This is a genomic window from Pseudarthrobacter sp. fls2-241-R2A-168, assembly GCF_030209335.1.
In the GTDB taxonomy this organism is placed as follows: Bacteria; Actinomycetota; Actinomycetes; order Actinomycetales; family Micrococcaceae; genus Arthrobacter.
Map to the genome: position 1 here is coordinate 32502 of NZ_JARVSG010000016.1, position 25313 is coordinate 57814.

Annotated in this window: 24 protein-coding genes; 17 read left to right on the top strand and 7 right to left on the bottom strand. The window is 65.0% G+C overall.

Translation table 11 applies throughout. The annotated features are described in order from the left end of the window. Nucleotides 1-137 precede the first annotated feature (137 nt). From QRN11_RS11220 to arfA, 4 genes are all read left to right on the top strand, one after another. Entirely contained in the window at nt 138-1472 is a 1335-nt protein-coding gene (locus QRN11_RS11220; RefSeq protein WP_285251012.1) for an extracellular solute-binding protein, read from the top strand. A 27-nt stretch (nt 1473-1499) separates the two neighbouring features. Then, on the top strand, nt 1500-2402 hold the full coding sequence (locus QRN11_RS11225) for a carbohydrate ABC transporter permease (protein WP_091423721.1): 903 nt from the start codon (nt 1500-1502) through the stop codon (nt 2400-2402). Nucleotides 2403-2404: 2 nt separating this feature from the next. Then, nucleotides 2405-3307, top strand: a complete 903-nt coding sequence (locus QRN11_RS11230) for a carbohydrate ABC transporter permease (protein ID WP_285251013.1) — start codon at nt 2405-2407, stop codon at nt 3305-3307. Between the two features lie 70 nt (nt 3308-3377). Then, nucleotides 3378-4916: an arabinosylfuranosidase ArfA gene (gene arfA, locus QRN11_RS11235; protein WP_285251148.1), complete on the top strand. Its 1539-nt coding sequence runs from the start codon at nt 3378-3380 to the stop codon at nt 4914-4916. Between the two features lie 109 nt (nt 4917-5025). On the opposite strand, the gene QRN11_RS11240 is transcribed toward arfA, so the two are convergent. Then, complete coding sequence (locus QRN11_RS11240; protein WP_285251014.1) at nt 5026-6990, bottom strand: pectinesterase family protein; 1965 nt, start codon at nt 6988-6990, stop codon at nt 5026-5028. Next, entirely contained in the window at nt 6990-8333 is a 1344-nt protein-coding gene (locus QRN11_RS11245; protein WP_285251015.1) for a pectate lyase family protein, read from the bottom strand. Before QRN11_RS11245 ends, QRN11_RS11240 begins: the two co-directional genes overlap by 1 nt. 317 nt (nt 8334-8650) lie before the next feature. Here QRN11_RS11245 and QRN11_RS11250 point away from each other — a divergent pair, with 317 nt between their 5' ends. Beyond that, on the top strand, nt 8651-9511 hold the full coding sequence (locus QRN11_RS11250; protein WP_285251016.1) for a phosphatidylinositol-specific phospholipase C/glycerophosphodiester phosphodiesterase family protein: 861 nt from the start codon (nt 8651-8653) through the stop codon (nt 9509-9511). A gap of 28 nt (nt 9512-9539) precedes the next feature. Next, nucleotides 9540-10571, top strand: a complete 1032-nt coding sequence (locus tag QRN11_RS11255) for a metallophosphoesterase family protein (RefSeq protein ID WP_285251017.1) — start codon at nt 9540-9542, stop codon at nt 10569-10571. A 66-nt stretch (nt 10572-10637) separates the two neighbouring features. Here QRN11_RS11255 and QRN11_RS11260 read toward each other — a convergent pair whose 3' ends face one another. Continuing rightward, nucleotides 10638-12221: a phospholipase D family protein gene (locus QRN11_RS11260; RefSeq protein ID WP_285251018.1), complete on the bottom strand. Its 1584-nt coding sequence runs from the start codon at nt 12219-12221 to the stop codon at nt 10638-10640. A gap of 281 nt (nt 12222-12502) precedes the next feature. Here QRN11_RS11260 and QRN11_RS11265 point away from each other — a divergent pair, with 281 nt between their 5' ends. Genes QRN11_RS11265 through QRN11_RS11285 form a run of 5 tightly spaced genes read left to right on the top strand, consistent with a single transcriptional unit; the run spans nt 12503 to nt 18176 of the window. Continuing rightward, nucleotides 12503-13936: a GntP family permease gene (locus QRN11_RS11265; RefSeq protein WP_285251019.1), complete on the top strand. Its 1434-nt coding sequence runs from the start codon at nt 12503-12505 to the stop codon at nt 13934-13936. A gap of 52 nt (nt 13937-13988) precedes the next feature. Continuing rightward, complete coding sequence (locus QRN11_RS11270; RefSeq protein WP_285251020.1) at nt 13989-15239, top strand: CaiB/BaiF CoA transferase family protein; 1251 nt, start codon at nt 13989-13991, stop codon at nt 15237-15239. Beyond that, a complete protein-coding gene (locus QRN11_RS11275; protein WP_285251021.1) occupies nt 15236-16216 on the top strand; it encodes a hydroxymethylglutaryl-CoA lyase-like TIM-barrel protein in 981 nt (326 codons plus the stop codon). The genes QRN11_RS11270 and QRN11_RS11275 overlap by 4 nt, the downstream gene beginning before the upstream one ends. 2 nt (nt 16217-16218) lie before the next feature. Further along, nucleotides 16219-17208 (top strand): 2-hydroxyacid dehydrogenase, encoded by a 990-nt coding sequence (locus tag QRN11_RS11280; RefSeq protein WP_285251022.1) that lies wholly within the window; start codon nt 16219-16221, stop codon nt 17206-17208. Further along, entirely contained in the window at nt 17205-18176 is a 972-nt protein-coding gene (locus QRN11_RS11285) for a glycerate kinase (protein ID WP_285251023.1), read from the top strand. Before QRN11_RS11280 ends, QRN11_RS11285 begins: the two co-directional genes overlap by 4 nt. Nucleotides 18177-18200: 24 nt before the next feature. On the opposite strand, the gene QRN11_RS11290 is transcribed toward QRN11_RS11285, so the two are convergent. After that, entirely contained in the window at nt 18201-18989 is a 789-nt protein-coding gene (locus QRN11_RS11290; RefSeq protein ID WP_285251024.1) for an IclR family transcriptional regulator, read from the bottom strand. A gap of 452 nt (nt 18990-19441) precedes the next feature. Between QRN11_RS11290 and QRN11_RS11295 the strand changes: the two genes are divergently transcribed. Then, nucleotides 19442-19786: a hypothetical protein gene (locus tag QRN11_RS11295; protein ID WP_285251025.1), complete on the top strand. Its 345-nt coding sequence runs from the start codon at nt 19442-19444 to the stop codon at nt 19784-19786. A gap of 138 nt (nt 19787-19924) precedes the next feature. Here the strand turns inward: QRN11_RS11295 and QRN11_RS11300 are convergent, their stop codons facing one another. The 3 genes from QRN11_RS11300 to QRN11_RS11310 form a co-directional block, all read right to left on the bottom strand. Then, a complete protein-coding gene (locus QRN11_RS11300; RefSeq protein WP_285251026.1) occupies nt 19925-20761 on the bottom strand; it encodes an SAM-dependent methyltransferase in 837 nt (278 codons plus the stop codon). A 91-nt stretch (nt 20762-20852) separates the two neighbouring features. Beyond that, nucleotides 20853-21416, bottom strand: coding sequence for a dihydrofolate reductase family protein (locus QRN11_RS11305; RefSeq protein WP_285251027.1), 564 nt, complete (start codon nt 21414-21416; stop codon nt 20853-20855). A gap of 289 nt (nt 21417-21705) precedes the next feature. Next, nucleotides 21706-22443 (bottom strand): hypothetical protein, encoded by a 738-nt coding sequence (locus QRN11_RS11310; protein WP_350223981.1) that lies wholly within the window; start codon nt 22441-22443, stop codon nt 21706-21708. Nucleotides 22444-22700: 257 nt separating this feature from the next. Here QRN11_RS11310 and QRN11_RS11315 point away from each other — a divergent pair, with 257 nt between their 5' ends. The 5 genes from QRN11_RS11315 (at nt 22701) to QRN11_RS11335 (ending at nt 25287) form a co-directional block, all read left to right on the top strand. After that, entirely contained in the window at nt 22701-23105 is a 405-nt protein-coding gene (locus QRN11_RS11315) for a VOC family protein (RefSeq protein ID WP_285251029.1), read from the top strand. Further along, nucleotides 23102-23383 carry a winged helix-turn-helix transcriptional regulator gene (locus QRN11_RS11320; RefSeq protein ID WP_285251030.1) on the top strand — a complete coding sequence of 94 codons (282 nt, stop codon included), beginning with the start codon at nt 23102-23104 and terminating at the stop codon, nt 23381-23383. Before QRN11_RS11315 ends, QRN11_RS11320 begins: the two co-directional genes overlap by 4 nt. A 114-nt stretch (nt 23384-23497) precedes the next feature. Continuing rightward, nucleotides 23498-24340, top strand: coding sequence for a phosphotransferase family protein (locus QRN11_RS11325; protein WP_285251031.1), 843 nt, complete (start codon nt 23498-23500; stop codon nt 24338-24340). Nucleotides 24341-24415: 75 nt separating this feature from the next. After that, a complete protein-coding gene (locus QRN11_RS11330; protein ID WP_285251032.1) occupies nt 24416-24682 on the top strand; it encodes a PEP-utilizing enzyme in 267 nt (88 codons plus the stop codon). Further along, complete coding sequence (locus QRN11_RS11335) at nt 24682-25287, top strand: hypothetical protein (protein WP_285251033.1); 606 nt, start codon at nt 24682-24684, stop codon at nt 25285-25287. Before QRN11_RS11330 ends, QRN11_RS11335 begins: the two co-directional genes overlap by 1 nt. Nucleotides 25288-25313 lie beyond the last annotated feature (26 nt).

The window sequence follows — 25313 nt, forward strand, 5'->3', positions numbered from 1 at the left end:
AGGTGTCATTACATCGATGTAATGTGAGACCCGCGTCACTCCCCGGAGGCCTTGGCCGCAGGACGTGATGCGCCGGAACCGGAAGTTTTGAGCAATAAGAAGTGACCTTTCAGCGGACCCATCCAAAGGAGTGATTGGTGAAGCAGTTTGAAGTATTTCCCGGGAAGCAGTTGTCCCGGAGACAGTTACTGACGGGAACCGCGGCCTTTGGCAGCCTCCTGGCAGCAGGCGCACTGACAGGGTGCGGCGGAAACGCCCAGGCCGCCGGTGTCCGGGATATCGGCTTCTGGCATCTGCTGTCCGGTGGCGACGGCATCAAGATGCAGGCCATGATCAACGGCGCCAACCAGGCCAACCCGGGGTTCAAGGTGAATCCCACGGTGTTGGCCTGGGGACCTCCGTATTACACAAAACTGGCCATGGCCTCAGCAGGTGGACGTCCGCCCGAGGTAGCAATCATGCATGCCAGCCGCGTCCCCGGTTACGCGCCAGGTGGACTGATCGATCCGTGGGACCTCTCCTTGCTGGCAGAGCACGGAGTTTCCGCTGCAGACTTTGCCCCGCGCATCTGGGAGAAAAGCCAGCAGGACGGCAAAGTGTTCTCCATCGCCCTGGATTCGCACCCGTTCGTGATGTTCTACAACACGGACGTGGCCAGCAAAGCCGGGGTCCTGGCTGGCAACGGACAACTGGAGGACGTGGCTTCCCCGCAGGAGTTCATGGACCTGGCCAGGGAAATGCAGAAGGTCACCAAAGCCCATGGACTGTCCTTTGGCTACCTGGGCAGCGGATCCCAGATGTGGCGGCTCTTCTACACGCTTTACAAACAGCACGGCGCGGACATCACCCTCACGCCGGGCCAGCCGATGAAGGTTGACCGGGACGCAGCCATTGAGTCCCTGGAGTTCATGGCATCGCTTTTTGATGACACCATCGCGGCCAAGAGCGGCGACATCAGCACCGGCATCGCGGAATTCGCCCGCGGCGACTCGGGGATGCTCTTCAGTGGGGTCTGGGAACTGCCCACCCTCAAGAAGGCAGGCCTGCCGGTGGACGCCGCGACCATTCCCACGCTCTACGGCACGCCGGCCGCCTACGCAGACTCGCATTCCTTTGTCCTTCCGCGGCAACTGAACGTGGACGAAGCGAAGCGCCGCGATGTCTACAAGTTCGTCAGCGACGTTCTCAAGGGATCACTCTCCTGGGCTGAAGCCGGCCACATCCCCGCGTACCAGCCCGTGGTCCAGTCGCAGGCCTACAAGGACCTCACACCGCAGGTGCACTACGCCAATGCAGCCGACGTGATTGCCTACGATCCCGAATCCTGGTTCAGCGGATCAGGTTCCGACTGGCAGACCTACTTCGCGGAGAACGTGCAGAACGTCCTCCTCGGCCGCGACAAGGCAGCTGCGGGTTGGGACGCCTTCGAAGAGCGGACCAACCACCTTCTTTCCATGCCCAACCCGGTCTAACCCCACCGAGCGACAAAGGAGTCCTTCATGAGTTCTTCACTAGCAGCCCGGCGGAAACCCGGGAGCCTCACCAGGAGCAACCGCAGCGGTTGGGGGTTCGCCGCCCCCTTCCTGGTCTTCTTCCTTGTGTTCCTTGTCTGGCCCCTTCTTTATGGCCTCTACATGAGCCTCACCGGCAAGTCCCTGACCGGAGCCAATGACAGCCTGATCGGCTTCGCCAACTACGCCGAAGCCCTGGCCGACGCCGGCATGTGGCGCTCACTCGGCAACACCCTCTACTTCACGGTCATCAGCACGGTCCCGCTGGTACTGGTGGCCCTGGTGATGGCGGCGCTGCTCAACGTCGGGCTTCCGGCGCAGTGGCTGTGGCGGCTCTCCTACTTTGCCCCCTACCTGCTCGCGTCCACCGTGGTCTCCCTCTTCTTCACCTGGATGTACAACCCGCAGCTTGGCCTCATCAACGATGCCCTGTCCAAGATCGGTATCCCCAAAGTCGCCTGGCTCAACGACCCCAACGTGGCCATGTGGGCGATCGTGATCGCCACGCTGTGGTGGACAGTGGGGTTCAACTTCCTGCTGTACCTGGCCGCGATGCAGAACATCCCGCACCAGCACTATGAGGCGGCATCCCTGGATGGCGCCGGAGCCTGGCGGCAGTTCTTCTCCATCACCCTGCCGCAATTGACCCCCACCACCGTGATGATCGTGCTCCTCCAGATCCTGGCCTCGCTGAAGATCTTCGACCAGGTGTACCAGATGACCGCCGGCGGCCCCGGAGGATCAACCCGGCCCGTGGTGCAGTACATCTTCGAAACCGGGTTTACCGGCTACCGGCTGGGCTATTCGGCAGCCATCTCCTACATCTTCTTCGGACTGATCGTGCTCGTCTCGGTCATGCAGTTCGCCATCACCCGCCGCAGGAGTGCATAACCATGGCCATTCAGACCCTCGACCGCCCGAAGCCAGGCACGGGCACCAGCACCAGCCAGGACCTCCGCCAACCCCGCAAGAAGATGACCGCCGGCAAGATCGCCGCCGTGGTGGTGGCCGCGCTGATCGCAGTCCTCTGGCTGGTTCCCTTCGCCTGGGCCACCGCCACCGCTTTCAAGACCGAGACGGATGCCGCAGCGCCGAAGATCAGCTGGGTGCCGGCGTCGGGCTTTACTCCTGAAGCGTTCGTGAAGGTTTTCCAGGACGGCAACATCCCGCTCTGGACGTGGAATTCGTTGTACACCTCCGCGGCCATCACGGCCATCACCCTGGTGATCTCGGCGCTGGTGGCCTATGCGCTGTCCCGGATCGACTTCAAGGGCAAGAAGGTGCTGATGACGGTGATCATCGCCTCCATCATCGTCCCGCCGCCGGTTCTGATCATCCCGCTCTTCTACCAGATGCTCGCCCTGCATATGATCGACACCTCATGGGCCATCATCCTGCCGCAGGTCATCCACCCGGCCATGGTGTTCGTGCTCAAGAAGTTCTTCGACCAGATTCCGCGCGAACTTGAAGAAGCCGCGGTGATGGACGGCGCCAGCCGCATGCGGATCTTCACCCAAATCATCCTTCCGTTGTCCCGGCCCATCCTGGCCGCCGTCGCCATCTTTGTGTTCATCGGCGCCTGGAACAACTTCCTGTGGCCCTTCATCGCCACCAACGACGGCTCGCTCCTCACCCTTCCGGTGGGCCTGCAGACCATCAAGAGCGCCTACGGCATCCAGTACGCGCAGAACATGGCCTCCGCCCTGCTCGCGGCGCTGCCGCTGATCCTGGTGTTCCTGTTCTTCCAGCGCCAGATCATCAAGGGCGTTGCGACGACGGGCCTCGCCGGGACCTGATCGGGCACCTTCCGCCTGCCAAACCCAACGCTTTCCAACAGACCTCCCACAACCAAGGAGAAACTCCAACATTTCCCGCGCACGGATCACCCTCGACCGCGACTTCACCATCGGCGAAGTTCCCTGCCGCCTCTTTGGCTCCTTCGTGGAGCACATGGGCCGCTGCGTCTACACCGGCATCTACGAGCCGGGCCACCCTGAAGCGGATGAGAACGGCTTCCGCCAAGACGTCCTCAAGCTCGTCAAGGAACTCGGCGCCACCGTTGTCCGCTATCCCGGCGGCAACTTCGTCTCCGGCTACAACTGGGAAGACGGCATCGGCCCGCGCGGGGACCGCCCCCGCCGGCTGGACGGTGCCTGGCACACTGTGGAGACCAACGCGTTCGGCCTGCACGAATTCGTGGACTGGTCCCGCCTGGCCGGCACGGAAATCATGGAAGCCATCAACCTGGGCACCAGGGGAGTGGACGCGGCCCGCGAGATCGTTGAATACGCCAACCACCCCGGCGGCAGCTACTGGTCCGACCTCCGCGCCAGGAACGGCCACAAGGATCCGTTCAACATCAAGCTCTGGTGCCTGGGCAACGAAATGGACGGGCCCTGGCAGATCGGCCACAAGACCGCCGAGGAATACGGCCGCCTGGCGCAGGAAGCCGCCAAAGCCATGCGCTTCGTGGACCCGGACATCGAACTGGTGGCCTGCGGAAGCTCCAACTCCGGCATGCCCACGTTCGGTGCGTGGGAGCAGACGGTCCTGACGCACGCTTATGAGGAGGTGGACTACGTGTCCCTCCACGCCTACTACCAGGAGCACGACGGTGACGCCGGCAGCTTCCTCGCCAGCGCCGTGGACATGGACTATTTCATCGAATCAGTCATCGCCACTGCCGACGCCGTCCGGGCGAAGGGGAAGCACAAGAAGCACATCAACCTTTCCTTCGACGAGTGGAACGTCTGGTACCAGCGCGGCCTGGATACCCAGGACCAGCCCCACAATGTGGCAAAAGCGGGCTGGCGCGAGCACCCCAGGGTCATCGAGGACAAATACAACGTGACCGATGCCGTGGTGGTGGGAACCCTGCTGAACTCGCTGCTCCGGCACGGCGACCGCGTCAAGATCGCCAACCAGGCGCAGCTGGTCAACGTCATCGCTCCGATCTTCAGCGAGGAAAACGGGCCGGCGTGGCGGCAGACCATCTTCCACCCGTTCGCCCGGATGGCAGAGCTGGCCAAGGGCCAGATCCTGCGTTTGGCCGTTGACTCGGACAAGTACGAAAATGCCCGTTTCGGCGGCACCGATCTTGTGGATGTCAGTGCCACCTGGGATGAGGAGACAGGCCGCCTGGCGTTGTTCTTCGCTAACCGCGGCCTTGAGGAAGCGGCGGACGTTGAAGTGGCACTTCGCGGTTTTGATGCGCGCCAGGTTGTCCGCGCGGAGGTCCTGGAAATCCCTGAAGACGGCGACCGTTTCACCATTAACACTCAAAGCAGGCCGGACCAGGTGGGGCTCAAGCCGCTGGAAGGAGCCAAGGCGAGCGGCTCCGAACTCCGGGCAACTCTCCCGGCGCTGTCCTGGGCAATGATCGAGCTGGACGTGGCAAAGGACTGACCGCGAACGTACAGAAGTAGCTGCCAGGAAGCGGACGACGGCGGGAGGTTCCCGCCGTCGTCCGCCCGCCATTGCAACGCGGAGTCACTCCCGGCCCAAAATGCAGCGATTATTGGGCCGAAAGTGACCCCGCGTCGGTTTTCCGGGGTGGGCCATTAGCGGATGTCGCCCGCCATTGCATGCCGGAAGCTAAGCAGCCACCTCCGACGGCACGACGCTGCAGTCCGCCGTCGTGCCTGCCTGCGAGCTGGGGTGCCCAGCCGTCCGTTCCCTGCAGGTAGTCCCTGGCCGTGTAGTTGCCCGCCTCAGCCGCGGGCAACTGCGGACGGTCGGCAGTCACCTGCGCGCCGGGGCCGCGGTTGTTGTACTCGTGGAACCGCGCCTCGCGCCAGGAGAAGCCGCTCATGTCCGTCCACGGCGTGCCGGAGATGTGGGCGCCAAGCCAGGAGTCCCGGACCAGGACCTGGGCAACAGCTTTCGGGTCGCCGCTGGGGTGCCACGGCCTGCCGAGGTGGACAGTGTTTGCGGCGGCATCCGAGACGAGCCGGCAATGGTCAAAGAGGTAGCCGTAGTTGATGGACAGGTCCAGGCTGCCTGCTGTCACGTAGCCGTTGTTCGTGCTCGAGGCGCGGTCCAGGGACTTGATCTCGCAGCCGCTGAAGACAGCGGTGCCGCGGCCGAAGATGAAGTCAACGTCCCCTTCCACATAGCAGTCCTCGAAGTAGAACCGGGCCTGGACGCCCGCCGCCGGGGAGTTGACCAGCAGGGTGTCCTGGTTGCCCAGCATCCTGACGTTGGACAGCACCGAACGGTCCGCAGTGATGTGCAGCGCCACGGCCTGGCGGTCCTTCATTCCTGTGTTGGCCGCCTCGTCGAAGTCGTTGCTGAACGTCAGGTTCCGGGCCACGAAGTCCGGCCCGTCAATCCGCACGGACGCGCTGCCCGAGGTGCCGAAGTTCCCGCTGCCGTCCGGCTTGGGCGTACCGGACGCGTTGTTGTAGACGATCACCACGTCCTCCGGCCGGCTGCCCAGGCCGATGAAGGAGACCCGGGGTTTGTCGGATGGCACCCGCACGGCTTCCCGGTAGGTGCCGGGCTGGATCCTGATGACGGTCCGCTGGAGGCTTCCCGAGGGGACGGAGTCGACGGCAGACTGAACGGTCGCGAACGTCCTGCCCGGTCCGACGTCGAGCGTCACCGGTACATCCACGGGCCGCTCGGCGGGCCAGTACATGCCCAGCAGGGGATCGGCGCCGGCGTCGACATTCAGGAAGTAGCCCGGCGGGACGATCTCCTTGGACTGCAGTTCGCGGGCCACGAGGCGGGCCACGGCCAGCGCTCCGGCGGCCTGGAAATGGGTGTTGTCCTCCGAGCCTTGCGGGTACTGCGGGTGCTCGCCGGGAGCAAGGTGAAGGAAGTGCTGCTTGGTCCCTTCCGGGCCCAGTTGCTGCCACAGCTGCTTCGAGGAAACCGTCAGGTCCACCAGTGGAGTGCCGGACGCCGCGGCGAGTTCCCGCACAGCCTGCGGGTACGCGCCATGGGATTCCTGGGCGTTGCCGAAGGAATCGAAGCGGCGGCGTTCCACGGAGGTCACCAGGACGGGTTTGCCCCCGCGTGCCCTGGCGCCCTCGATGTACCGGCCCAGGTACTCCTTGAAGGTGGTGTCCGGGAGCGTTCCACGGTTGGGGTCCGCCACTTTTTCGTCGTTGTGGCCGAAGGAAATCAGCAGGTAGTCGCCCGGCTGCATCAGTGCCAGCACCCGGTCCAGCAGCCCTGCGTCGGCGAAGCTCTTGGAGGAGGCGCCGGACCAGGCGTAGTCAAAGACGGTGGCCTGCGGCCCCAGCAGGAGCGGCAGGGCCTGTCCCCATCCGGCGCGGGGGCGTTCGGACTGCTGGTAGGCCGACGACGTCGAGTCCCCGACGACGAAAATGACCGGCTTGGTGCGTGGCTTGGTGGGCTCCGGCTCTGCTTGGGGGAAGGCGCTGGCTATGCCCGTTCCCGAGAGGGCCATGGTTCCTGCGGTGAGCGCCAGGGTGGCCAGGACGCTGCGGCGGCTGGGCAGGATGGCGGCCATCAGAGGTTTCCGCCGGCAGTGAAGATGTGGCCGGTGGAGTTCTTGAGCAGCGCCGGGACGGCCTGGGCCGGGTGGACCTGCGTCCGGTGGAGTGGTGTCCAGGAGGTGTCCTCGGCCAGCTGGTCCGCGGGCGCGGCAGCGGCGTTGTACTCGGCGCGAAGATCGGTGATTTTGCCGTTGACGGCGTTCGCGACGGTGGTGATTGCGGTTCCCTTGAAGCGCCGGATGAGGTCCGCGGCGTCGGTTCCGGCCGGAAGCGTGAAGGCGTTTGCCTCAGCGTAGAGGTGGGAGTCGAATCCGGCCCCGAGTGCGTACTCGAAGGGGACGGTGCTGTCCTCATTGACCTTGAACTGGTTGTTGTACACATCCACCTGGCCGAACCGGACGCGCGGGGCACGCTGGCCGACGTTTTCGAAGACGTTGTGGTGGATGGTGACGCGCAGCTTGCCGGGGTCCCCGCGGTTGGCCGAGTCGGTGGACCCGATCAGGAGGAGCTTGTCGTGGTCGGAGAACCGGTTGTAGGACATGGTCACCAGATCCGAGCCGTTGGTGACGTCCACGGCGCCATCGTGCACCTGGTAGGGGCGGCCGAAGTACAGCGGCTGGTTGCTGTCCAGGTTGGGGGTGTCAGTGAATTCGGAGTGGTCGATCCAGACGTGGGTGGCTTTGTTGATGACCTGGAGCAGGTCGTATTCGCTGTTCCAGTTGCCCTCGGCGCCGTCGGTGGGGTCCCAGGCCGGGAAGCAGTCCGCGGCGTCCCGCACAGTGAGGTTGCGGACGATCACGTTGGTGGCGCCGTTGACGCGGAGAGCGGCGCCGGTGATGCTGCTCTCCGGGGTGGCGCCGACGATGGTGGTGTTGCTGGGGATGTCCCACCGGATGGTCTTGGCCTGGTTTGCTGCGGCGAGGCGTCTGGCGCTTTCCTGCGTGCCGGCGGGCTCCTCGGTGCGGCCGTAGGTTGCGGGGTCGAAGTCCTGAAGGTACTGCTCCAGCCTGAAGCCGGTGCCTGCGGCGTAGTCTTCGCAGGTCAGCGGCTTCCCGTCCGCGGCGGTGTTGGCGTCGATGGTTCCGTGGACGCGGACGATCTTGGGCTGCGTGCCGGCGGTTGCGAAGGCGGCCAGCAGTTCTGCCTTGGTGGAGACGTCATAAACGTTGTCGTCTGCCGCCGCTGAGCCTCCCGTGGTTCCGGTTCCCTCGGATGCCCAGCCGTCGCCTGCGGAAAGTACCTGGCGCTCCAGCGGGGTTTGGGCGGTCTGGGCGACAGGGTCCGCCACCGGGTTGGGAGATGCTCCGGCAGGAGCCGAAATGGCCAGTGCCCCTGCTACGGCAATGGCTGCGGACATGGATAAGCGGGTACTGCGTTTTCGCATGTTCTCTCTTCCGTCTTTGGAATGAACTGCGCTTCGGCCGGGTCCACTGTGACGCCGGTCATTTGTGAGCGCTGACAAGGACATTAGCGAGAAAGCGGTTTCTCAGCAATACTTGTCTCAGCGAATCCGGACTTAATCTGCATGTAAAAGGGGAATTGGTCCCTCCCGGTTCACCTGCCAGCAATCAGGATGTCCGCCTTCGTTCTCCTGCCACCAGCAGTCTTTTCACGCACCCTTCGCCCGGCACACCCCCTGCCGGGCGAACATCCCCGAGGTACCAGGAGTACTCCGTGTTCGTGAAAAGCACCCTCGCTGCCGTCGCCGTGTTTGCCTCCCTGGCCGGCACCGCAGTGGCACCGGCCCAGGCCGAGGCACCCCAGCCGGCTCCCGTCGTCGTAGGCCAGCCGTTGGCCCAGGCACATGCGCACAACGACTACGAGCATGACCGTCCCTTGTTCGAGGCGCTGGAGCACGGCTTCACCAGCGTTGAAGCGGACGTGTGGCTGGTGGACGGTGAGCTGCGCGTGGCCCACGATCTGGAAGATGCCAAGCAGGGCGTCACGCTCGAAAGCCTTTATCTCGACCCGCTGCAGGACCTGGTCCGCACCCAGCCGGGCCACGGCGTCTACCCGCACTGGGACGGCAGCCTGCAGCTCCTGATCGACATCAAAAGCGAGGGTGAGGCCACGTATGCCGCCATTGAGCAGGAACTGGCCGAGCACCGCGACATCATGAGCCGCTACACCAGCGGCAACGTCAAGACCGGCCCTGTCACCGCCGTCATCAGCGGCAACCGTCCGCTGGCCACCATGCAGGCACAGGAGAAGCGGTTCAGCTTCTACGACGGCCGCTCCGCCGACCTCGCTTCGGGCATGCCTGCTGGCCTGATGCCGCTGGTCAGCGACAACTGGACCAAGCTCTTCACCTGGCAGGGCGTCGGGCCCATGCCCGAAGCGGAGCGAACCAAGCTGCACGCCTACGTTGCCAAGGCGCACGCCAACGGCTACCGCGTCCGCTTCTGGGCAACCCCGGACATGCCCGGCCTGGCCCGGGACGCTGTGTGGACCGAACTGGCCGATGCCGGCGTGGACCACATCAACACCGACGACCTCGCCGGCCTGCAGCAGTTCCTCACCGCCCGCGCGGCCTAAGCCCTTCCCCGAGACAGGAACATTTCCGATGCCTTCACGCACCATGAAAATTACGACGGCGGCGCTCACCCTGGCGCTTGGCCTCCTCGCGTCCCAGCCCGCCACAGCCGCCGACAGCACCGGCGAGGCCTTCACATTTGGCGTCATCGGCGACATCCCGTACGGCGCCGCCGAAATCGCGAAGTTCCCGGGCCGGATCCAGGACATCAACGCCGACAAGGACCTGAAGTTCGTCACCCATGTGGGCGATATCAAGAACGGCTCGTCGGTTTGCTCCGACGAATACTTCGCCAACATCCGGGCCCAGTTCGACACCTTCGAGCACCCGCTGGTCTACACCCCCGGCGACAACGAGTGGGTGGATTGCCACCGCACCAACAACGGCGCCTACAACCCGCTGGAGCGGCTGGACAAGCTGCGGGAAGTGTTCTTCACCGAGCCCGGCAAGACGCTGGGCGCCACCATGCCCATCAAGTCCCAGGAGAGCCTCGGGCTGCCGGAGAACGTCCGCTTTACCGAGAACCGGGTGGCCTTCTCCGTGGTGGATATCCAGGGCAGCAACAACTCCCTGCAGCCATGGACCGGGTTGGGCGAAACCACCGTCACCGCGGAGCAGCTGGCTGAGGTGCAGCACCGGACGGACGCCGTCATCGCCCAGATCCACGAGACCTTCGCAGACGCGGAGCGCCGCAACGACCGGGCCGTGGTGCTGATGACCCAGGCCGACATGTTCGATCCGTCGCTGCTTGCCGCGGCAACCGCCAACCCGGAAACGGTCTCCGGGTTCCGCGAGATCGTCAAGACCATCATCGAGGAAACCAACAGCTTCGACGCCCCGGTCTACCTCGTCAACGGCGACAGCCACGTCTTCGCCGAGAACCAGCCGCTGGCCGAGGGCTCTCCCTGGCTCGCGGTGTACGGCCAGCCCGCCGCGGACAACCTGCAGCGCATCACGGTGGACGGTTCCGCCAACGCCACGAACTATGTGCGGTTTACGGTGGCCGGCAACAGCACCGGCGGCGAGGTCCTGAGCTGGGAGAAGGTCCCCTTCAGCCAGTAGGCACCAAAAGAGGGAACGGACGACGGCGGGAACATCCCGCCGTCGTCCGCTTCCTTTTGTCATTGTCTAGAACTCGGTGGTCCCGCGCATTTTCCGGGGGCGGCCGTCCGGGTCTATCAGGAGGCGGTTGACGGGATTCGCCCAGATGCGCTGGAGCCGCGACACTCCTTGCGGATTGTGCCGCCGCACTTGCCCCCGGGGGCGGTCGGAGCCGCGTCCGGTTTTGTGCCATTGGTCCAAGGCGTCGGCGGTGGCCTTCCACAGGTCCAGCCCGGCTGCCGGGTCCTGGAGCTGGGGGTCATTCTGGTCCACGCCCAGGTGTTCGCCCCAGAGCTCGCGGCGGAGGGAGTGGGCCAGCGAACGGGAAGCGTCAGAACCGGCGCTGGTGTCGATCACTGCGCAGGTAAGCTCGCTGTCCGTGGTCCAGGAGCGGCGGTTGAAATTGTCCGACCCGATGGTGAACCAGGTGTCGTCGATGATGCAGATCTTGGCGTGGACATAGATGGGAGTCCCGGCTTTGTTCTCCAGGTTGAACACGCCGAACCGGTCCGGGGCAACGCGGCGCATCCCTTCGATGGCGCGCAGTTGGCCCACCCGCTTGGGCGGCCCTCCGAGGCGGCCGTCCGAGTCCGGGTAGCGGGGGACCACGGCGATCACGTTCAAGTCCCGGTTCTGTTCGAGGGCCGCAGCAATTCCGTCGGCCACCTCGGAGGACCACAGGTACTGGTCCTCGATGTAGATCAGCGATCGGGCCTGGGAGAAGGCTTTAGTGTAGGCGCGGGCAACGCTCCGCTCACCGCCGGGGGCGAAGGGGAATGGGGGATGCTTCACGCCGTAGGTGCGCAGCAGTTGCACGGCGTGGGGGCCGGCCGGCGGTGGTGGCGGCGCAGTCTCCGGCAGGGGTTCGGGATGCCGGGGCATGTCGGCCAGGCGCTGCAACAGCATCCGGTACGGTGTGCGGTGGTCCAGCGGATGGGGATCGTTCCACCTTTCGGCGAACAGCTCCAGCACATCCGCCACCACCGGCCCGCGCAGTTCCATTGCGGCATCGTGCCACGGGGGCTGTTTTCCGTACCGGGGATCCATGTCCACTGCCTGCGGGTCTCCCGCGTGATCGGCGTCGTCCCGGCGGCCGTGCGAGAGGTCGATCCCGCCTACGAACGCCACGTCCTTTGAGGCGTCGTCGCGGCGGCGGATGACCACCAGTTTCTGGTGATGGCAGCCGAAGAGGCGCACCCGCTGATCCAACAGGACTTCACCGCCGGCGTCATTGATCTGGCGGCTGAGGAGCTCGTTGGACCGGTTGCTCATCGGGGCCGAGATGCGCTCGCCATGGGATCTCCAGATCAGCCCGCGCACCTCCACCCCCGCTTCCGCCAACTGCGCCAGCAGCTCACCGATCGTGGGTCCGTCCGCGGTGAGCCGCTCGTCGCCGTCACCACGCCAGTCGGTAAACCACACACGGTCTCCGGCCTGCAGGGCCGTCAGCTCCTCATGCAGCCGGGCGAAATAGGTGGCCCCGTGAATCAGGGGCCGCACCAGGTTTCCCTCGGACCAGGACTGCGATCCGGCATCTCCGGCGTGCACTCCGGTGGCCGTGTTCCCCCGCTCAGCGCCACTCAAGAACCAGGTACCAGGATTACTGTCCACTCGATGTTCCCTTCGGGCCCGACGCCTTTGTTGGTGTTCAACCTCTTCAGTAGCCTACGACGTCCAGCAATGGCATCGGGTGAGCGAATGGAAGCGGACGACGGCGGGACCTCCGGCCGTCGTCCGCTTTTTGCGTGCCCCCATTTCCGTCACAACTACAAAAATGTCTTGCATTATGAGCTGCATCCTATAATATGGGTTGAGCGATCTGGCCCTCCTCACGGTGCGCATCTGTCCCCGAAGCCTTCGACGTAGAAGGCCCAACGATCGGATTCCCCCTCATGTCAGACATTGCCGTCCTGATTAACACTGCGGTGGCCGTCCTCGCCGCCGTGGTGCTGATTGTGCGTTTCAGAGTCAACCCCGTCATCGCCCTGATCATCGGTTCCGTCTACCTTGGACTGGCCGTCGGGCTGGGCGTTGAAAAGACCGTGGAGACCATCACGTCCGGTTTCGGCGAGATCATGGTCGACGTCGGCCTGCTCATCGCCTTCGGCGTGCTGATGGGCTCCATCCTTAACCAGAGCGGCGCCATCCGCCGGCTCGTGGAGCTGCTGCTCAAGACGTTCGGCCCCAAACGCCTGCCCTACACCATGGGCCTGGCCATCGGCACCGTCCTGCAGTCCATCTTCCTGGACGTCCTGCTCGTCATCTCCGCACCCCTTGCCCGCAAGCTTGCACCAAAGATCGGCAAGCTCGGCACCGCCCGGATGGCAACCGCCATGGCCATCGCCCTCGAATGCGGCATCGTCTTTATGGTCCCCGGCGTCGCATCCCTCGCCCTGGCCGGCCTCCTGAACGTACCCCTGGGCAAGATGCTGCTGTTCGGCCTCATGCTGGTGATCCCCACCATCATCATTTCCATCGCCATCATGACCTTCCTCTTCCGCCGCGGCTTCTGGAACGAAGCCAAGGATGAGGACCACACCTTCGTGGCAGAAGAAGACCGCGAAGGCGAAGAGGACTACGAAGACGTCCCCGGCGAATCCGCCGGTCCGGCACGCGTCCCGGCCAAGGACGGCGCGGACCTCCAGCCCAGCACCGTGGCCGTTGCCAAGCGGGGCGGCAAGGAATTTCCGCTGCTTGCTCTCTTCGCCCCGCTCCTGGTTTCCCTCCTGCTCATCGGAGCCGGCGCCATCCTGCAGATCCTGGAGATCGACCTGCCCTGGCTCCAGCTGCTCGGCGAACCCGTCATTGCCCTGCTCATCGGCCTGATCGGCACCTCCCTCGTGACCCGCGCGGCCATCGGCCAGTCCCGTGTTGAAGAGGCCATCACCATCGGCTTCAAGGAAAGCGGGCAGATCCTGATCCTCACCGGCGTGGGCGGATCCCTCGCCGCCACGGTCAAGGCCGCAGGCCTGGGTGACATCCTGGGCGGATTCTTCTCGGCAAGCACCGTTGCCCCGCTCCTGGTGGTCTGGGCCATCGCCGCCGTGCTGCACATCGCCGTCGGCTCCGTCACCCTGTCCGCCATCACGGCGGCCGGCCTGCTGGCTCCCATCGCTCCGGCCATCGGGCTGGATCCCGTGCTCCTGGCCCTGGCCGCGGGCGCCGGATCCTTGTTCATGGTCCACGTCACCAGCAACACCTTCTGGCTCCTGCAGTCACTTCTGGGGCAAAGTGTCAGGGGCGCACTGAAATCGGTGACCGTCGGCGTCTCGGTGGCCTCCGTCGTCGCCATCCTGCTGATCATGCCCATGAGCCTGCTGTTCTAACCGGATCCAGTACCTCCGCCCCGACACGCGCCAACGAAAGAAGAAGAACCCCGTGACACAGACACCCATCGCGCCCCTGGAGGGAGTACGCGTCCTGGAGCTCGGCAACTACATTGCCGCTCCTACGGCCGGCAGGCTGCTGGCGGATTTCGGCGCCGAAGTCATCAAGGTGGAACGCCCCGGAACCGGTGACGAGCTGCGCAACTGGCGCCTGCACAAGGGCGATACCTCCATGCTGTACCGGACCATCAACCGCAACAAAAAGTCAGTGGTGCTGGACCTCCGCACCGAGGCCGGCAAGCAGGCCGTCCTCGCGCTCGCCGCAAAATCGGACATCCTGCTCGAAAACTTCCGGCCCGGCACGCTGGAACGCTGGGGCCTGGGACCCGAGGTCCTCAGCGAAGCGAACCCGGACCTCATCATCACCCGGATCTCAGCCTTCGGGCAGACGGGCCCGCTGTCCGAGCGCCCCGGCTTCGCCGCCGTCGCCGAAGCCTACAGCGGCTTCCGCAACCTCGTGGGCGACCCGGACCGGGCACCCGTCCGCGTGGGCGTCTCCATCGGCGACTCGATCGCCGGCCTGTACGCCGCCTTCGGCTCCATGATGAGCCTTTACCAAAGGGAAGCACGACGGCGGGACTCGGCTGGTGCCGTACCGCTCACCGAGCGCATCATCGACGTCGCCCTGCACGAGGCGATGTTCTCCATGATGGAATCCCTGATCCCGGACTACCAGGCCTACGGCGTGGACCGCCAGCGGGTGGGCGGCCGGATGGAGGGGATCGCACCCTCCAACGCCTACGTCTGCAAGGACGGCGCCAGCATTGTGGTGGCCGGCAACGGGGACTCGATCTACCAGAGGTACATGGAAACCATCGGACGGCCGGACCTGGCCGCGGATCCGGGACTGCAGACCAACGCCGGCCGCTGGGCCCGGCGCGAGGAGCTGGATGAAGCCATCGGCACGTGGACCGGGGAACTGGATGCGGCTGAAGCCCTCGCAGCCCTGGACGCCGCCGGCGTTCCCGCCGGACCCATCTACACAGCTGCGGACATCAGCACCGACAGCCAGTACGCCGCCCGCAACATGATCCAGAAGTTCGACGTGTCCACCGGCGAGGAGATCCTGCCCGGCGTAGGATTCCCCGGCATTGTTCCCGTGCTGGGCGGGCAGTCGCTGCCCATCCGGAACCTCGGGCCGGACCTGGGTGAAAACACCGAAGAAATCCTTTCCGGGCTCCTGAACATGGACCCCTCAGCGATCAACGCGGCCTCCGGCCGCGAGGAGGCACTCCAGCCATGAACCACCACGCAAACGGCCTCGCCGCCACCCTGGGAAGCACCATCCTCCGGGACGTGACCCTCCGCGACGGGCTCCAGCTCACCGGAAAACTCCTCTCCACAGAACGGAAGGTCGAAACCGTCCGCGAGCTGCTGCGCCTCGGCGTCCCGGCCATCGAGCTGGGCTCCATGGCCCGGGCTGACCTCGTCCCCACAATGGCCAACACGCTGGAAGTGGTCCAGGCACTCACCCCCGAGGAACTGGAAAAGTGCTGGATCTGGGTGGCAACGCCCGGTCATGTGGCCAAGGCTTCCGCAGCCGGGGCGCGGAACTTCCAGTACTGCCTCTCGGCATCGGATTCGCACAACAAGGCAAATATCGGCCGCACCACCGAGGAAAGCCTCGCGGCCCTGCCGCAGGCCATCGAGTACACGCAGGAGGTGGGTGGCCAGATCCAGCTCTGCATCGCCACCACCTTCACGTGCCCGTTTGAAGGCTACGTGCCGGAAGAACGGATCCTGTCCATCGCCAACGATCTCCGGGCCGAAGGCACCACGGACATCGTCCTCTGTGACACTTTGGGGCAGGCCATCCCGGCCCAGGTTTCGGGACTGATCGCGCGGGTCCGGGAGGAATCGCCTGCGCGCAGGATCGTGTACCACGGGCACGACACCTGGGGTTTGGGAGTAGCCAACACCCTCGCCGCCATCCAGGCCGGCGCGGCCATGGTGGACGGTGCGCTCGGTGGCCTGGGCGGCTGCCCCTTCGCACCCGGCGCCAGCGGGAACACCTCCAGCGAGGACATCCTGTTCGCCACCCGGCCCGAGTGGCTCACCACAGAGAAGTTCGGGGACCTCGTGGTCCTGTCCGAGAAGCTGCTGGCAGAACTGGGCGAACCCAACCGCTCCAAGGCAGCGCAGGGTGCCAGGTCCCGGGCCGAAGCCTTCGACTGGGTCCTGCCGGCAGAGTCCGCCGCCGCCGACCGCTCCGGGAACTGAGCATGGGGAGCCATTTCCTGGTCACCACGGCCATCCCGGAACCCGGAATGCAACTCCTCTCCGACGCCGGACAGGTCACGGTCCTCCCGGAACCGCCCTCCTACCAAACGCTGGTGGGCCTGTGCGCATCCGGGGATTTTGACGTGGTCCTCACCCAGTTGCGCGATGTCATGGATGCGCCGCTCCTGGCCAACGCCCGCGTCAAGGGCATCTCCAACTACGCCGTGGGCTACAACAACATCGACGTGGACGCCGCCACCCGCCATGGCATCCTGGTGGGGAACACGCCCGGTGTCCTGACGGATGCGACGGCGGACATCGCCATGCTGCTCATCCTCGGCACCGCGCGGCGCGTGGTGGAGGCCGACCGGCTGGTCCGCGACGGCAAGTTCCTCGGCTGGGAGCCGGAGCTATTGCTGGGCCGGGATGTTTCCGGCGCCGTGCTGGGCTTGGCAGGGTTCGGCCGGATTGCCCGCGCCACGGCCCGGCGTGCACTGGGTTTCGGCATGGAAGTGATCTTCTCGCCCCGGCCGCCCGGAGACCGTCCCGTCAATGACGAGGAACTGGGTGAGTTTGCGGGGAAGGTCCGGCAGGTTCCATGGGATCAACTCGTGGAGCAAAGCGACTTCCTGTCCCTCCATGTGCCGCTGAATGACCAGACCCGGCACCTCGTGGACGCGGGAGTGCTGGCACGGATGAAGACGGATGCGATCCTGATCAACACGGCCCGGGGGCCTGTGGTGGACGAGGCTGCGCTGGTGGCGGCCTTACGCTCCGGGGTTATTGCCGGTGCCGGGCTGGACGTGTTCGAGGATGAACCGCAGCTTGCGCCCGGGCTGGCGGAGCTGCCGAACACGGTCCTGCTGCCGCACGTGGGCAGCGCCACGGTCCGGGTGCGCAGCGAAATGGCGCGGCTGAGTGCACTCAACGCCATCGCCATCGCCGAGGGCCGGCTGCCGCTCCACCCTGTCAACCCCCTCGTTATGGCATGACCATCCTCGTTGCCCCGGACAGCTTCAAGGGAACATACACAGCCGCACAGGTGGCCGCTGCCATCGCTGCGGGAATCGAGGACGCCGGGGGAGTGGCTGCCCGGCTGCCCGTCGCCGACGGGGGTGAGGGAACCTTTGATGCGCTCTGCCGCAGCCTGCGCGCCTCACCGGTGAGTGTCGACGTCGTCAATTCCTGGGGTGAGCCGCTCGAGGCGGTCCTGGGGCTGGCTGACGACGGTACCGCCGTCGTTGAAGTTGCCCAGGTGAGCGGGCTCACGGCCGGGCGGAGCAGCCCGGCGGACGCCCTGGCCGCCAGTACCTATGGCACGGGCCTGCTTATCGCAGCCGCCGTCAGCCACGGCGCCACCCACATCCTGGTCGCGGCGGGCGGGTCAGCCACCACCGACGGCGGCGCCGGGGCAGTGCAGGCCATCATCGAAAGGGGCGGTCTTCACGACGCCAGGATCACTGTCCTGTCCGATGTCACCACCAGCTTTGTGGAGGCTGCCCGCGTCTTCGGGCCGCAGAAGGGCGCAGACCAGGCAACGGTGGAACTGCTGGAAGAACGGCTGACCCTCCTTGCCGGCTCGTATCCGCGCAACCCTGCCGGTGTCCCGCGGACCGGTGCAGCCGGGGGATTGTCCGGCGGGCTGTGGGCGCACTTCGGGGCGGATCTTGTGTCCGGAGCGGATGCGGTGCTGGACGCTGCCGGCTTCGACGACTACCTTCAAACGGCCACCGCGGTGGTGGTGGGCGAAGGCCGGCTGGATTCGCAGACCGGCGACGGGAAAATCATCTCGGCAATTCTGCACCGCGTCCGGAATTCCGGCCGGAACATTCCTTTAGTCGCCGTGGTGGGCTCGGTGTGTGATGATTTGGGAAATTACGCGGAGAATTTCGCGGAAATCCATGTTGCCACCGATGCATCTGCAATGCGGGCTGCCGGAAAGGCCATTGCCGTCCAATAGGTTTTCTTGGATTTCCTGGCGGGTCTAGGCCTCGCCGGGAAAGCGGCCGCCTATCAGCCGTGTCATATGTTCGGCCGTAGTGAGCAGGGATTCCACCCAAGCCTCACAGGTCTCCAACGGCATCCGTAGCGTGGGCCCGCTGATGGTGACGGCGCCAACCAGGCCGGCAGCGGAGTCGAAGACCGGTGCGGAAAGGCCGGAGGCGCCGTCTTCGCGCTCGCCCACGGTGATGGCGAAACCGTCCCGCCGGGTCTGCTTGACGGCAACGGCGAGTTCCTCTGATGTGGTGATGGTGGACTCGGTGATGGGCAGTAGCGGGTCGCGGAGGACCGCCTCCAGCAGTTCGGGATCCCATGCCAGCAGCACGCGTCCGGCCGATCCCGCGTGAAGTGGTGCCACTTTGCCCAGATGCATTTCCCGGCGGAGAGCATGGCGCGTTTCCGCCATCGCAACGCACACGCGGTAGTGCTGTTCCGACTTGAAGAAGCAGGTTGTTTCGCCGGTGGTGTCGCGCAGGGACTTGAGCAGCGGGCCCAGGATGTCCACCACTTCCATCCCCCGGGTTGCCGGGGCCGCCCAATACGCCATCCGCATTCCGATCCGGTAGGCGTCCTCTTCGCGGTCCAGGAATCCCTGCGAGGTCAGGTTGGTGACGAGCCGCTGCACAGTGGAGGTGGGCAGTCCCGTGTGCTCGCGGATATCGCTCAGTGACAGAACCGGCCTGGCGAGCGAGAACGCATCGAGGATGGAGGTGATCTTGCCCAGGACAAGGAGCGGGTTGCCGCTGGAGTTAGCTGAAGCATCGGACGCCATGGAACTCACGCTAGACGCTGCCCGCAAGCGAATCCACTCGCCCCTCCACCCGGCAGCCTGTGCGGTTGCCTGTCGTGGAGTCTCCCGGTCGCAGCCCGGGCAGAAAAAGCACGAAAAAAGCGCGCGGATTCCACTCAACTTTTGCAGGACTGGCTTAAAAAATAAAAGTAGGTATGGTACTGGGTAACGCAAGCAAAGAAAGGCGTGATTCCGATGTCCGGAAAATCCCCCAAAAGCGGCCCTGCCAAAAAAGCCGGCAAGTCAATTCTCGAAAAAAGGGCCGACAAAAGGGCTAAAAGCGAGAATAGCGAACTTAATTTCGCAAAGCCGCGCAAAAACCAACGCTAAATAGCCCGCGGGCAGCCGGACAAGGGACTCCTAGCCCGAACGGCTGCCCGCGTCCCCGCGGCGGTCAGGCGCCGCACACCGGATCGAGCGTCAAGGACAACACGATGAACACTTCCTTCACGGCCTTGGTGGTCCCGGCCCCGCTGGTCCACCCCGTGCACATCCTGTCCGTGGAGTTGGACCGGGCAGCGCTGCTGCGGGTGGCGGCGGGGGACATTGGGCACATCGCCGGGACGGGCTGGCATGCCTACCTGGACAGCGAGGGGACCAAATACGCCGAGAACCTCCGGGCGGAAGTCCTGATCCGCGAAGCCGGCGTTGACGTGGACGCGACAATCCACGGGACGGCGTTGTTCCTGGGCCAGGCGGAGTCAGGGGAGCACGCCGACGCTCCGCGCCACCTGATCCGGCTTGCGGAGCAATTGTTCGACATGCCTTTGGCCGCCTAGCCGGAATGGTTTTGGAGGGCGCAATGGAGGGCCCTTCAAGAAGCAGCGGACGACGGCGGGAGGCTCCGCCGTCGTCCGCTGTCCCTTTGCGATCGGGCCGGCTCCTGCTGCATTTCTCTGCCGCGTTCGCGCCCGGTTCTACCTCGCCTTCGACAGCGTGAAGATCCCGTAGCGCATCGCACCCGTGCGGTAGGCCAGGATGAGGCGGGGGAAGCTGAGAACGGAAATGCGGTTGCGTCCGCCCAGGGCGAGGCGGCGGATCTCGCGATCGACGAGCAGGGCCTTCACAAGCCGACGGGCGCAGATGGTCCAGGTGCGCGCGACGCGCTGGCTGACGTCCTCGTAGTCATCGATTGCGAAACCGGCCGCCATGGCCATCGCCTCATAGTCCTCGCGCATGCCCATGGAGGGCAGGCGCCCTTCGCGGCAAATCGGTTCGAGCAGGTGGCGAACCTTCCATCCGCTGGCACCAGTCTCGGCCAGCCACGCGCAGACCACGAGGCGGCCGCCCGGCGCCAGTACGCGGTGTGCCTCGGCGAAGAACGCTTGCTTATCGACCATGTGCTCGCTCGACTCGATCGCCCACGCGGCAGCGGCCGAGGCGTCGCTCAATCCATTGGCGAGCCAGTCGCGCAGATGGATATCCACCCCGGGTACGGGATGCGCTGCGGCGTAGCGTGCCTGCTCTGCGGAAAGCGTCAGCCCGGTCACGCTCACCTTGTGTGTCAGCGCGAGCTGCCTTGCGGTGGAGCCATAGCCGCAGCCGATGTCCACGCATGCCTCCCCGGGCATAAGCCGCAGCCGATCGCCGACGGCGTGGACCAGCGCCTCGACCGCCTCGGCGGGCGTCTCGCGGCCCGTCGCCCACAGCCCGTGGTGGACGTGCTCACCCCACACCCGTCGATAGACGGGATCGAGCTCGTCGTAGTGGTCCGCGACCGCGGCGGCATTCTGGGAAACATCGGGGACGATCACGGCGTCACCCTACAACGCCGATCAACGCGATCGAAAGGTCCAGACGTGGACTTCGTAGCTTCGAGTGGGCTGATGCCGGACTGCCGGGCACTCAGCCCCTGGTCACATACCTCGTCATGAGTACACCGTCGGGGAAGGTCCGTGTCTCGACGAGGCTCAGGTTCACCCAGTTGTCCAAGGCTGTGAAGAACGGCGTACCGGCGCCCACGAGTACCGGATGGGTGACGATCAAGTACTCATCGATCAGCCCGGCCCGCATGGCCGCCGCGGCGAGTGTGGCGCCGCCGATGTCCATGGAGTCGCCGTCGTCGGCCTTGAGCCGCGTGATCTTGGTAACCGCGTCGCCGGTGACCACACTGGTGTTCCAGTCGACAGTGCCGGTTGTCGAGGAAAACACCATTTTCGGCATGTCCCGCCAGCGGCGGGCGTACTCGATCTGGGCGGGTGTGGCGCCAGGCTGCTGGTCCGCCGTCGGCCAGTGGGAGCTCATGGTCTCCCACAGCCTTCGCCCGTACAGCGCCAGGCCCGTGGTCCCCACCCGGTCGGACCACCATTGGAACAGCTCGTCACTGGGCACGCTCCAGCCGAGGTCATCGCCGGGCGCGGCGATATAGCCGTCCACGCTCACGTTCATGCCGAAGGCCAGGGTGCGCATGGCGTCAGTCTCCCGTGAGGCGGTATCGGTTGTACAGACCAGCACGGCGCGGAAAAGTCACCGGTCAGGACACATCGACGGCTCGTTGACCATTACGCCGAGCAATGCAGCGCATGGGAAAGGTCCTCTTGCAGGCACCCGAATTTTTCCCCCAATTCAACTTGATTTGTCTTGTAGCCTCAGTGTTGCGAAATCCAAGGGTTTCGAGGCATTGAGGCTACAAGACACCGAGGTGGGTTCAGGGAAGGAGTCGGCGTCCGCGGGCGGGATCGCCTATCGCATCAGCTGGTCACTTGTCGGACTTGAACACGATCGAGTCGAAGACGGCTCGTGCCTCTCTCGTCAGCTCCGGATTGATGGGTGGGCGGTACTGGGCCACCCAGATCACCGCGCGCTGGCCGTTCAGGTCGACCACGCGGTAGGTTTCGCGTTCATTCTGAGTCGAGTACCAGCGTCCGCATTCGTATGCGGATGATGAGTGGATGCAGAGCCTTTTGCCATCGCAGGCTGTGATCTCCACGTCGCCCTCGACCGAGTGGTCGAACTCGAAACCGGAGTAGTCGCCCACCATGACCTTGACGGCGGGGGTACTCACGGTGGACTTCTGCGCGGCCATGGCGTCAACGAAGGCCAAAGGCGACGGATCGACCTCGGCGAGGGTGCCCACCCACTCGCAGGCGTCCGTCGGCACATGGTCGACGGGCCACCAAGCCACGTAGACGGCCGCGTCCCCCGGATGATCCGGGTCGTTCTTGCCCAGGGTGTCACCGCTTTCACTCGACCAGCCGTCTGGGACAGTGATCTCGAATGGCGCCGTGTAGCCAGGGGCGAGGACGAGGTATGTGCCGGCGTCGATGGCGCCATTCTCCGGCAGCAGTGGGGTCGTGCGAGTGTCGCCACGCTCCGGCGGCGGTGGGACAGTGCGAGCCTCCGTAGTGGGAGAACTGGCCGACGGGAGGGAGACGTCGTTGGATTCATACTCGCACCCGCCGAGACATCCAATCAGTGCGATAGCCACCAAGGACACGAGATGGCGCGAACGCTGAGCGGCCTTTTCGAGAGGTGTCATGGAGCTCATCGATCCACCAGGCCGCTACAGAGTGCTGTGAGGCCCTGCGGCCGGGTGGCCCCGCGGGCGGCCCCTGATGGTATGCCGTCGCCCCAAGTCTCCTCCGCCACAGAACCCTTGACAATGAAGAGTTGTACGGAAATCTGTTTCGACTCATTGCAATCCCCCGCTGCCGAGGGCTTGACGCCATACTTGCATTTTGCAAGTATGGCGTCATGAGCCTTTTCATCACTTGCCCCGTAGAGAATGTTGAGCGCGCCACCGCCTTCTATACCGCCCTCGGCTGGACCCTCAACGCCAAGATGTCCGATCACAACGTGTCATGCTTCGAGATCGCGCCCGAGCAGTACGTCATGCTCGGCAGCCGCGAGATGTACGCGAGCATCGGCGGCGCCGAGGAGCTGGTCGGCGGACCCGACACCCCCTCGAAAGTCACGGTCTCATTCGACCTCGGCACCCGCGAGGCGGTCGATGAGCTCACCGAACGCGCCGGCGCCGCCGGCGGGCGGATCGGTGACACCGACGACTACCCCTTCATGTACCAGCGCCAATTCGACGACCCCGACGGCTACCACTACTCGCCGTTTTGGATGAAGCCGGACACCGATCCGACCGCGTGAGCAACCTCGCCGCGGCCCTCGACATCGTCGGATCGCGGTGGGCCCTGCTCCTCGTGGAGCGGCTGCTCGACGGGCCACAGCGCTACGGCGATCTGCAGCGCGACCTCGGAGTGCCGACCAACATGCTTGCGACCCGCCTGCGCGAGCTCGAGGCTGCCGGCGTACTGTCCCGCCTGCCCCTCCGGCACAACACCCGGGCCTACGCGCTGACCGATCGCGGGCTCGCCTTGCGCGAGGCGATCGACGCGCTGGCACGCTGGGGCAGCGAGGCACCTTGAGCGAGGTCGGAACCATGACGGCAACTGCCAGGGAAAGATCCGGCGCGGACGCGTTAGTCTGCTGGGATGGAATCCTGGCACCGGAACCGGCTTAGTGCCGGACAAGCCGAGTTCGTGGAAACCCGGCTCCCGGGCGTTCGATTCCTCAATGATCTTTCCTGGAATCTCGTGGATACCGCTGTGCTTGAAGTGGCGCACGGACAGGGTAGGTACGTCATCAAGGCAGCGGGACCTTCCAATCGTCACATGCGGCGTGAACTAGACGCTCATGAGGCCTGGACAGAAGCCTGGGCCCGCCAGGAGCGGGCACCCAGACTCGTGCACGCCAACCCTTCCTTGAACCTCCTGATAACGGAGTATCTGGAGGGTTACCTGGTGGAGGGAAGCGCAGCTGAATATGAGAGCGGCACTTACCTGCAAGCCGGGCAGCTTCTGCATGAGTTCCAGGCCCAAACCGTTCGGACTGACTCGCGGTATGAGGCGGCAGCTACGGAGAAAGCGATGGCCTGGCTGGAGACGCCCCACCGCATTGAAGAATCTGTGGCAGGGAAAGTGCGGGGCGTACTCGCCGCATACCGGCCGGAACCGGTGCCGGTGGTGCCGACCCATGGAGACTGGCAGCCACGCAACTGGCTCATGAACCGGGCTGAGTTAAGAGTCATAGACTTCGGCCGGTTTGAATTCAGACCGGCCATCAGCGATTTCTGCCGCCTGGCTGTGCAGCAATGGCGGACCCGTCCCGAGCTGGAGGCGGCCTTCTTTGAGGGATATGGTTCAGATCCGCGAGAGAGCAGACTCTGGAATATAACGCTGCTGCGTGAAGCCGTCGCCACCGCCGCCTGGGCTTTCCAGTTCGGCGACCACGAGTTCGAGAAACAAGGCCACCGGATGCTTGCTGATGCGCTCGCAAATTACAGAAGCAACTACCTCCCGGCGCTGCCCGGCGCGACACGGTAATTTTGGTTGATGACTTCCATTGGAACCGGCGCCAGCCCCGGGACTGCCTGCGGTACGGCTAGGACGGTGCATAGCGTGGATGAATTTTCGACAGTGATGCCCGGCGATATCCTTGTCTGCCGGACCACTGACCCTGCCTGGACACCGCTATTCGGGCTGGCCGCTGCAATCGTCACGGAAACAGGCGGCATGCTTTCGCACGCCGCTATCGTGGCTCGCGAATATGGCATTCCGGCTGTTTTAGGGGTAGCCGGCGCCCTCCACCTTTTCCCGGCCGGAACCACTGTCGTGGTCGACGGAACCCAGGGAACCGTCACCGAAGCGCCGCCAAAGGTTCCGTGATGAGCTCGAACCAGTCAACAATGCTGCTCACCCTCCACTCCATCCGGCTCCTCGGCTTCGCCGACACTGAGGCAGTGGCAAAAAGGTTCGGCCAGGATTCCCAACAAGTCGAATCTCTTCTCATTGAAGCCGGCTCCAAGGGGTGGGCCGCACGCTCCTCGTTCGGCGGCTCGCGGGGATGGTCCCTGACTGTCGCCGGAAGGACGGAAAACGAACGGCTCCTGGCCGGGGAACTTGAAGCGGCGGATGCACGTGCCGCGGTCACCTCCGTGCATTCGGAGTTTGTGCCCCTGAACACGGATATCGTCGCCGCCTGCAGCTGGCTTCAGCTCGACCGGCTCTCCCGGGAGAACCAGCAAAATGACGGGATGGACCACCAGACGCATCAAACCTTTACCGACGCCGTGGCACCCTTCCGTGGCCTGGAAACCCGTCTGGCTGGAGCGTTGCCGCGGTTCGGCGGATACGCGCAACGCCTCGATCAGGCGGTGGCAAAGGCAGCCACGGAAACAACCTGGCTAATCGCCACAGACCGTGATTCCTTTCATCGCATTTGGTTCGAGTTCCACGAGGACCTGATCGCCACTCTCGGCCTACAGCGATAAATACCGCACCCCCGGCGGACCAGAAA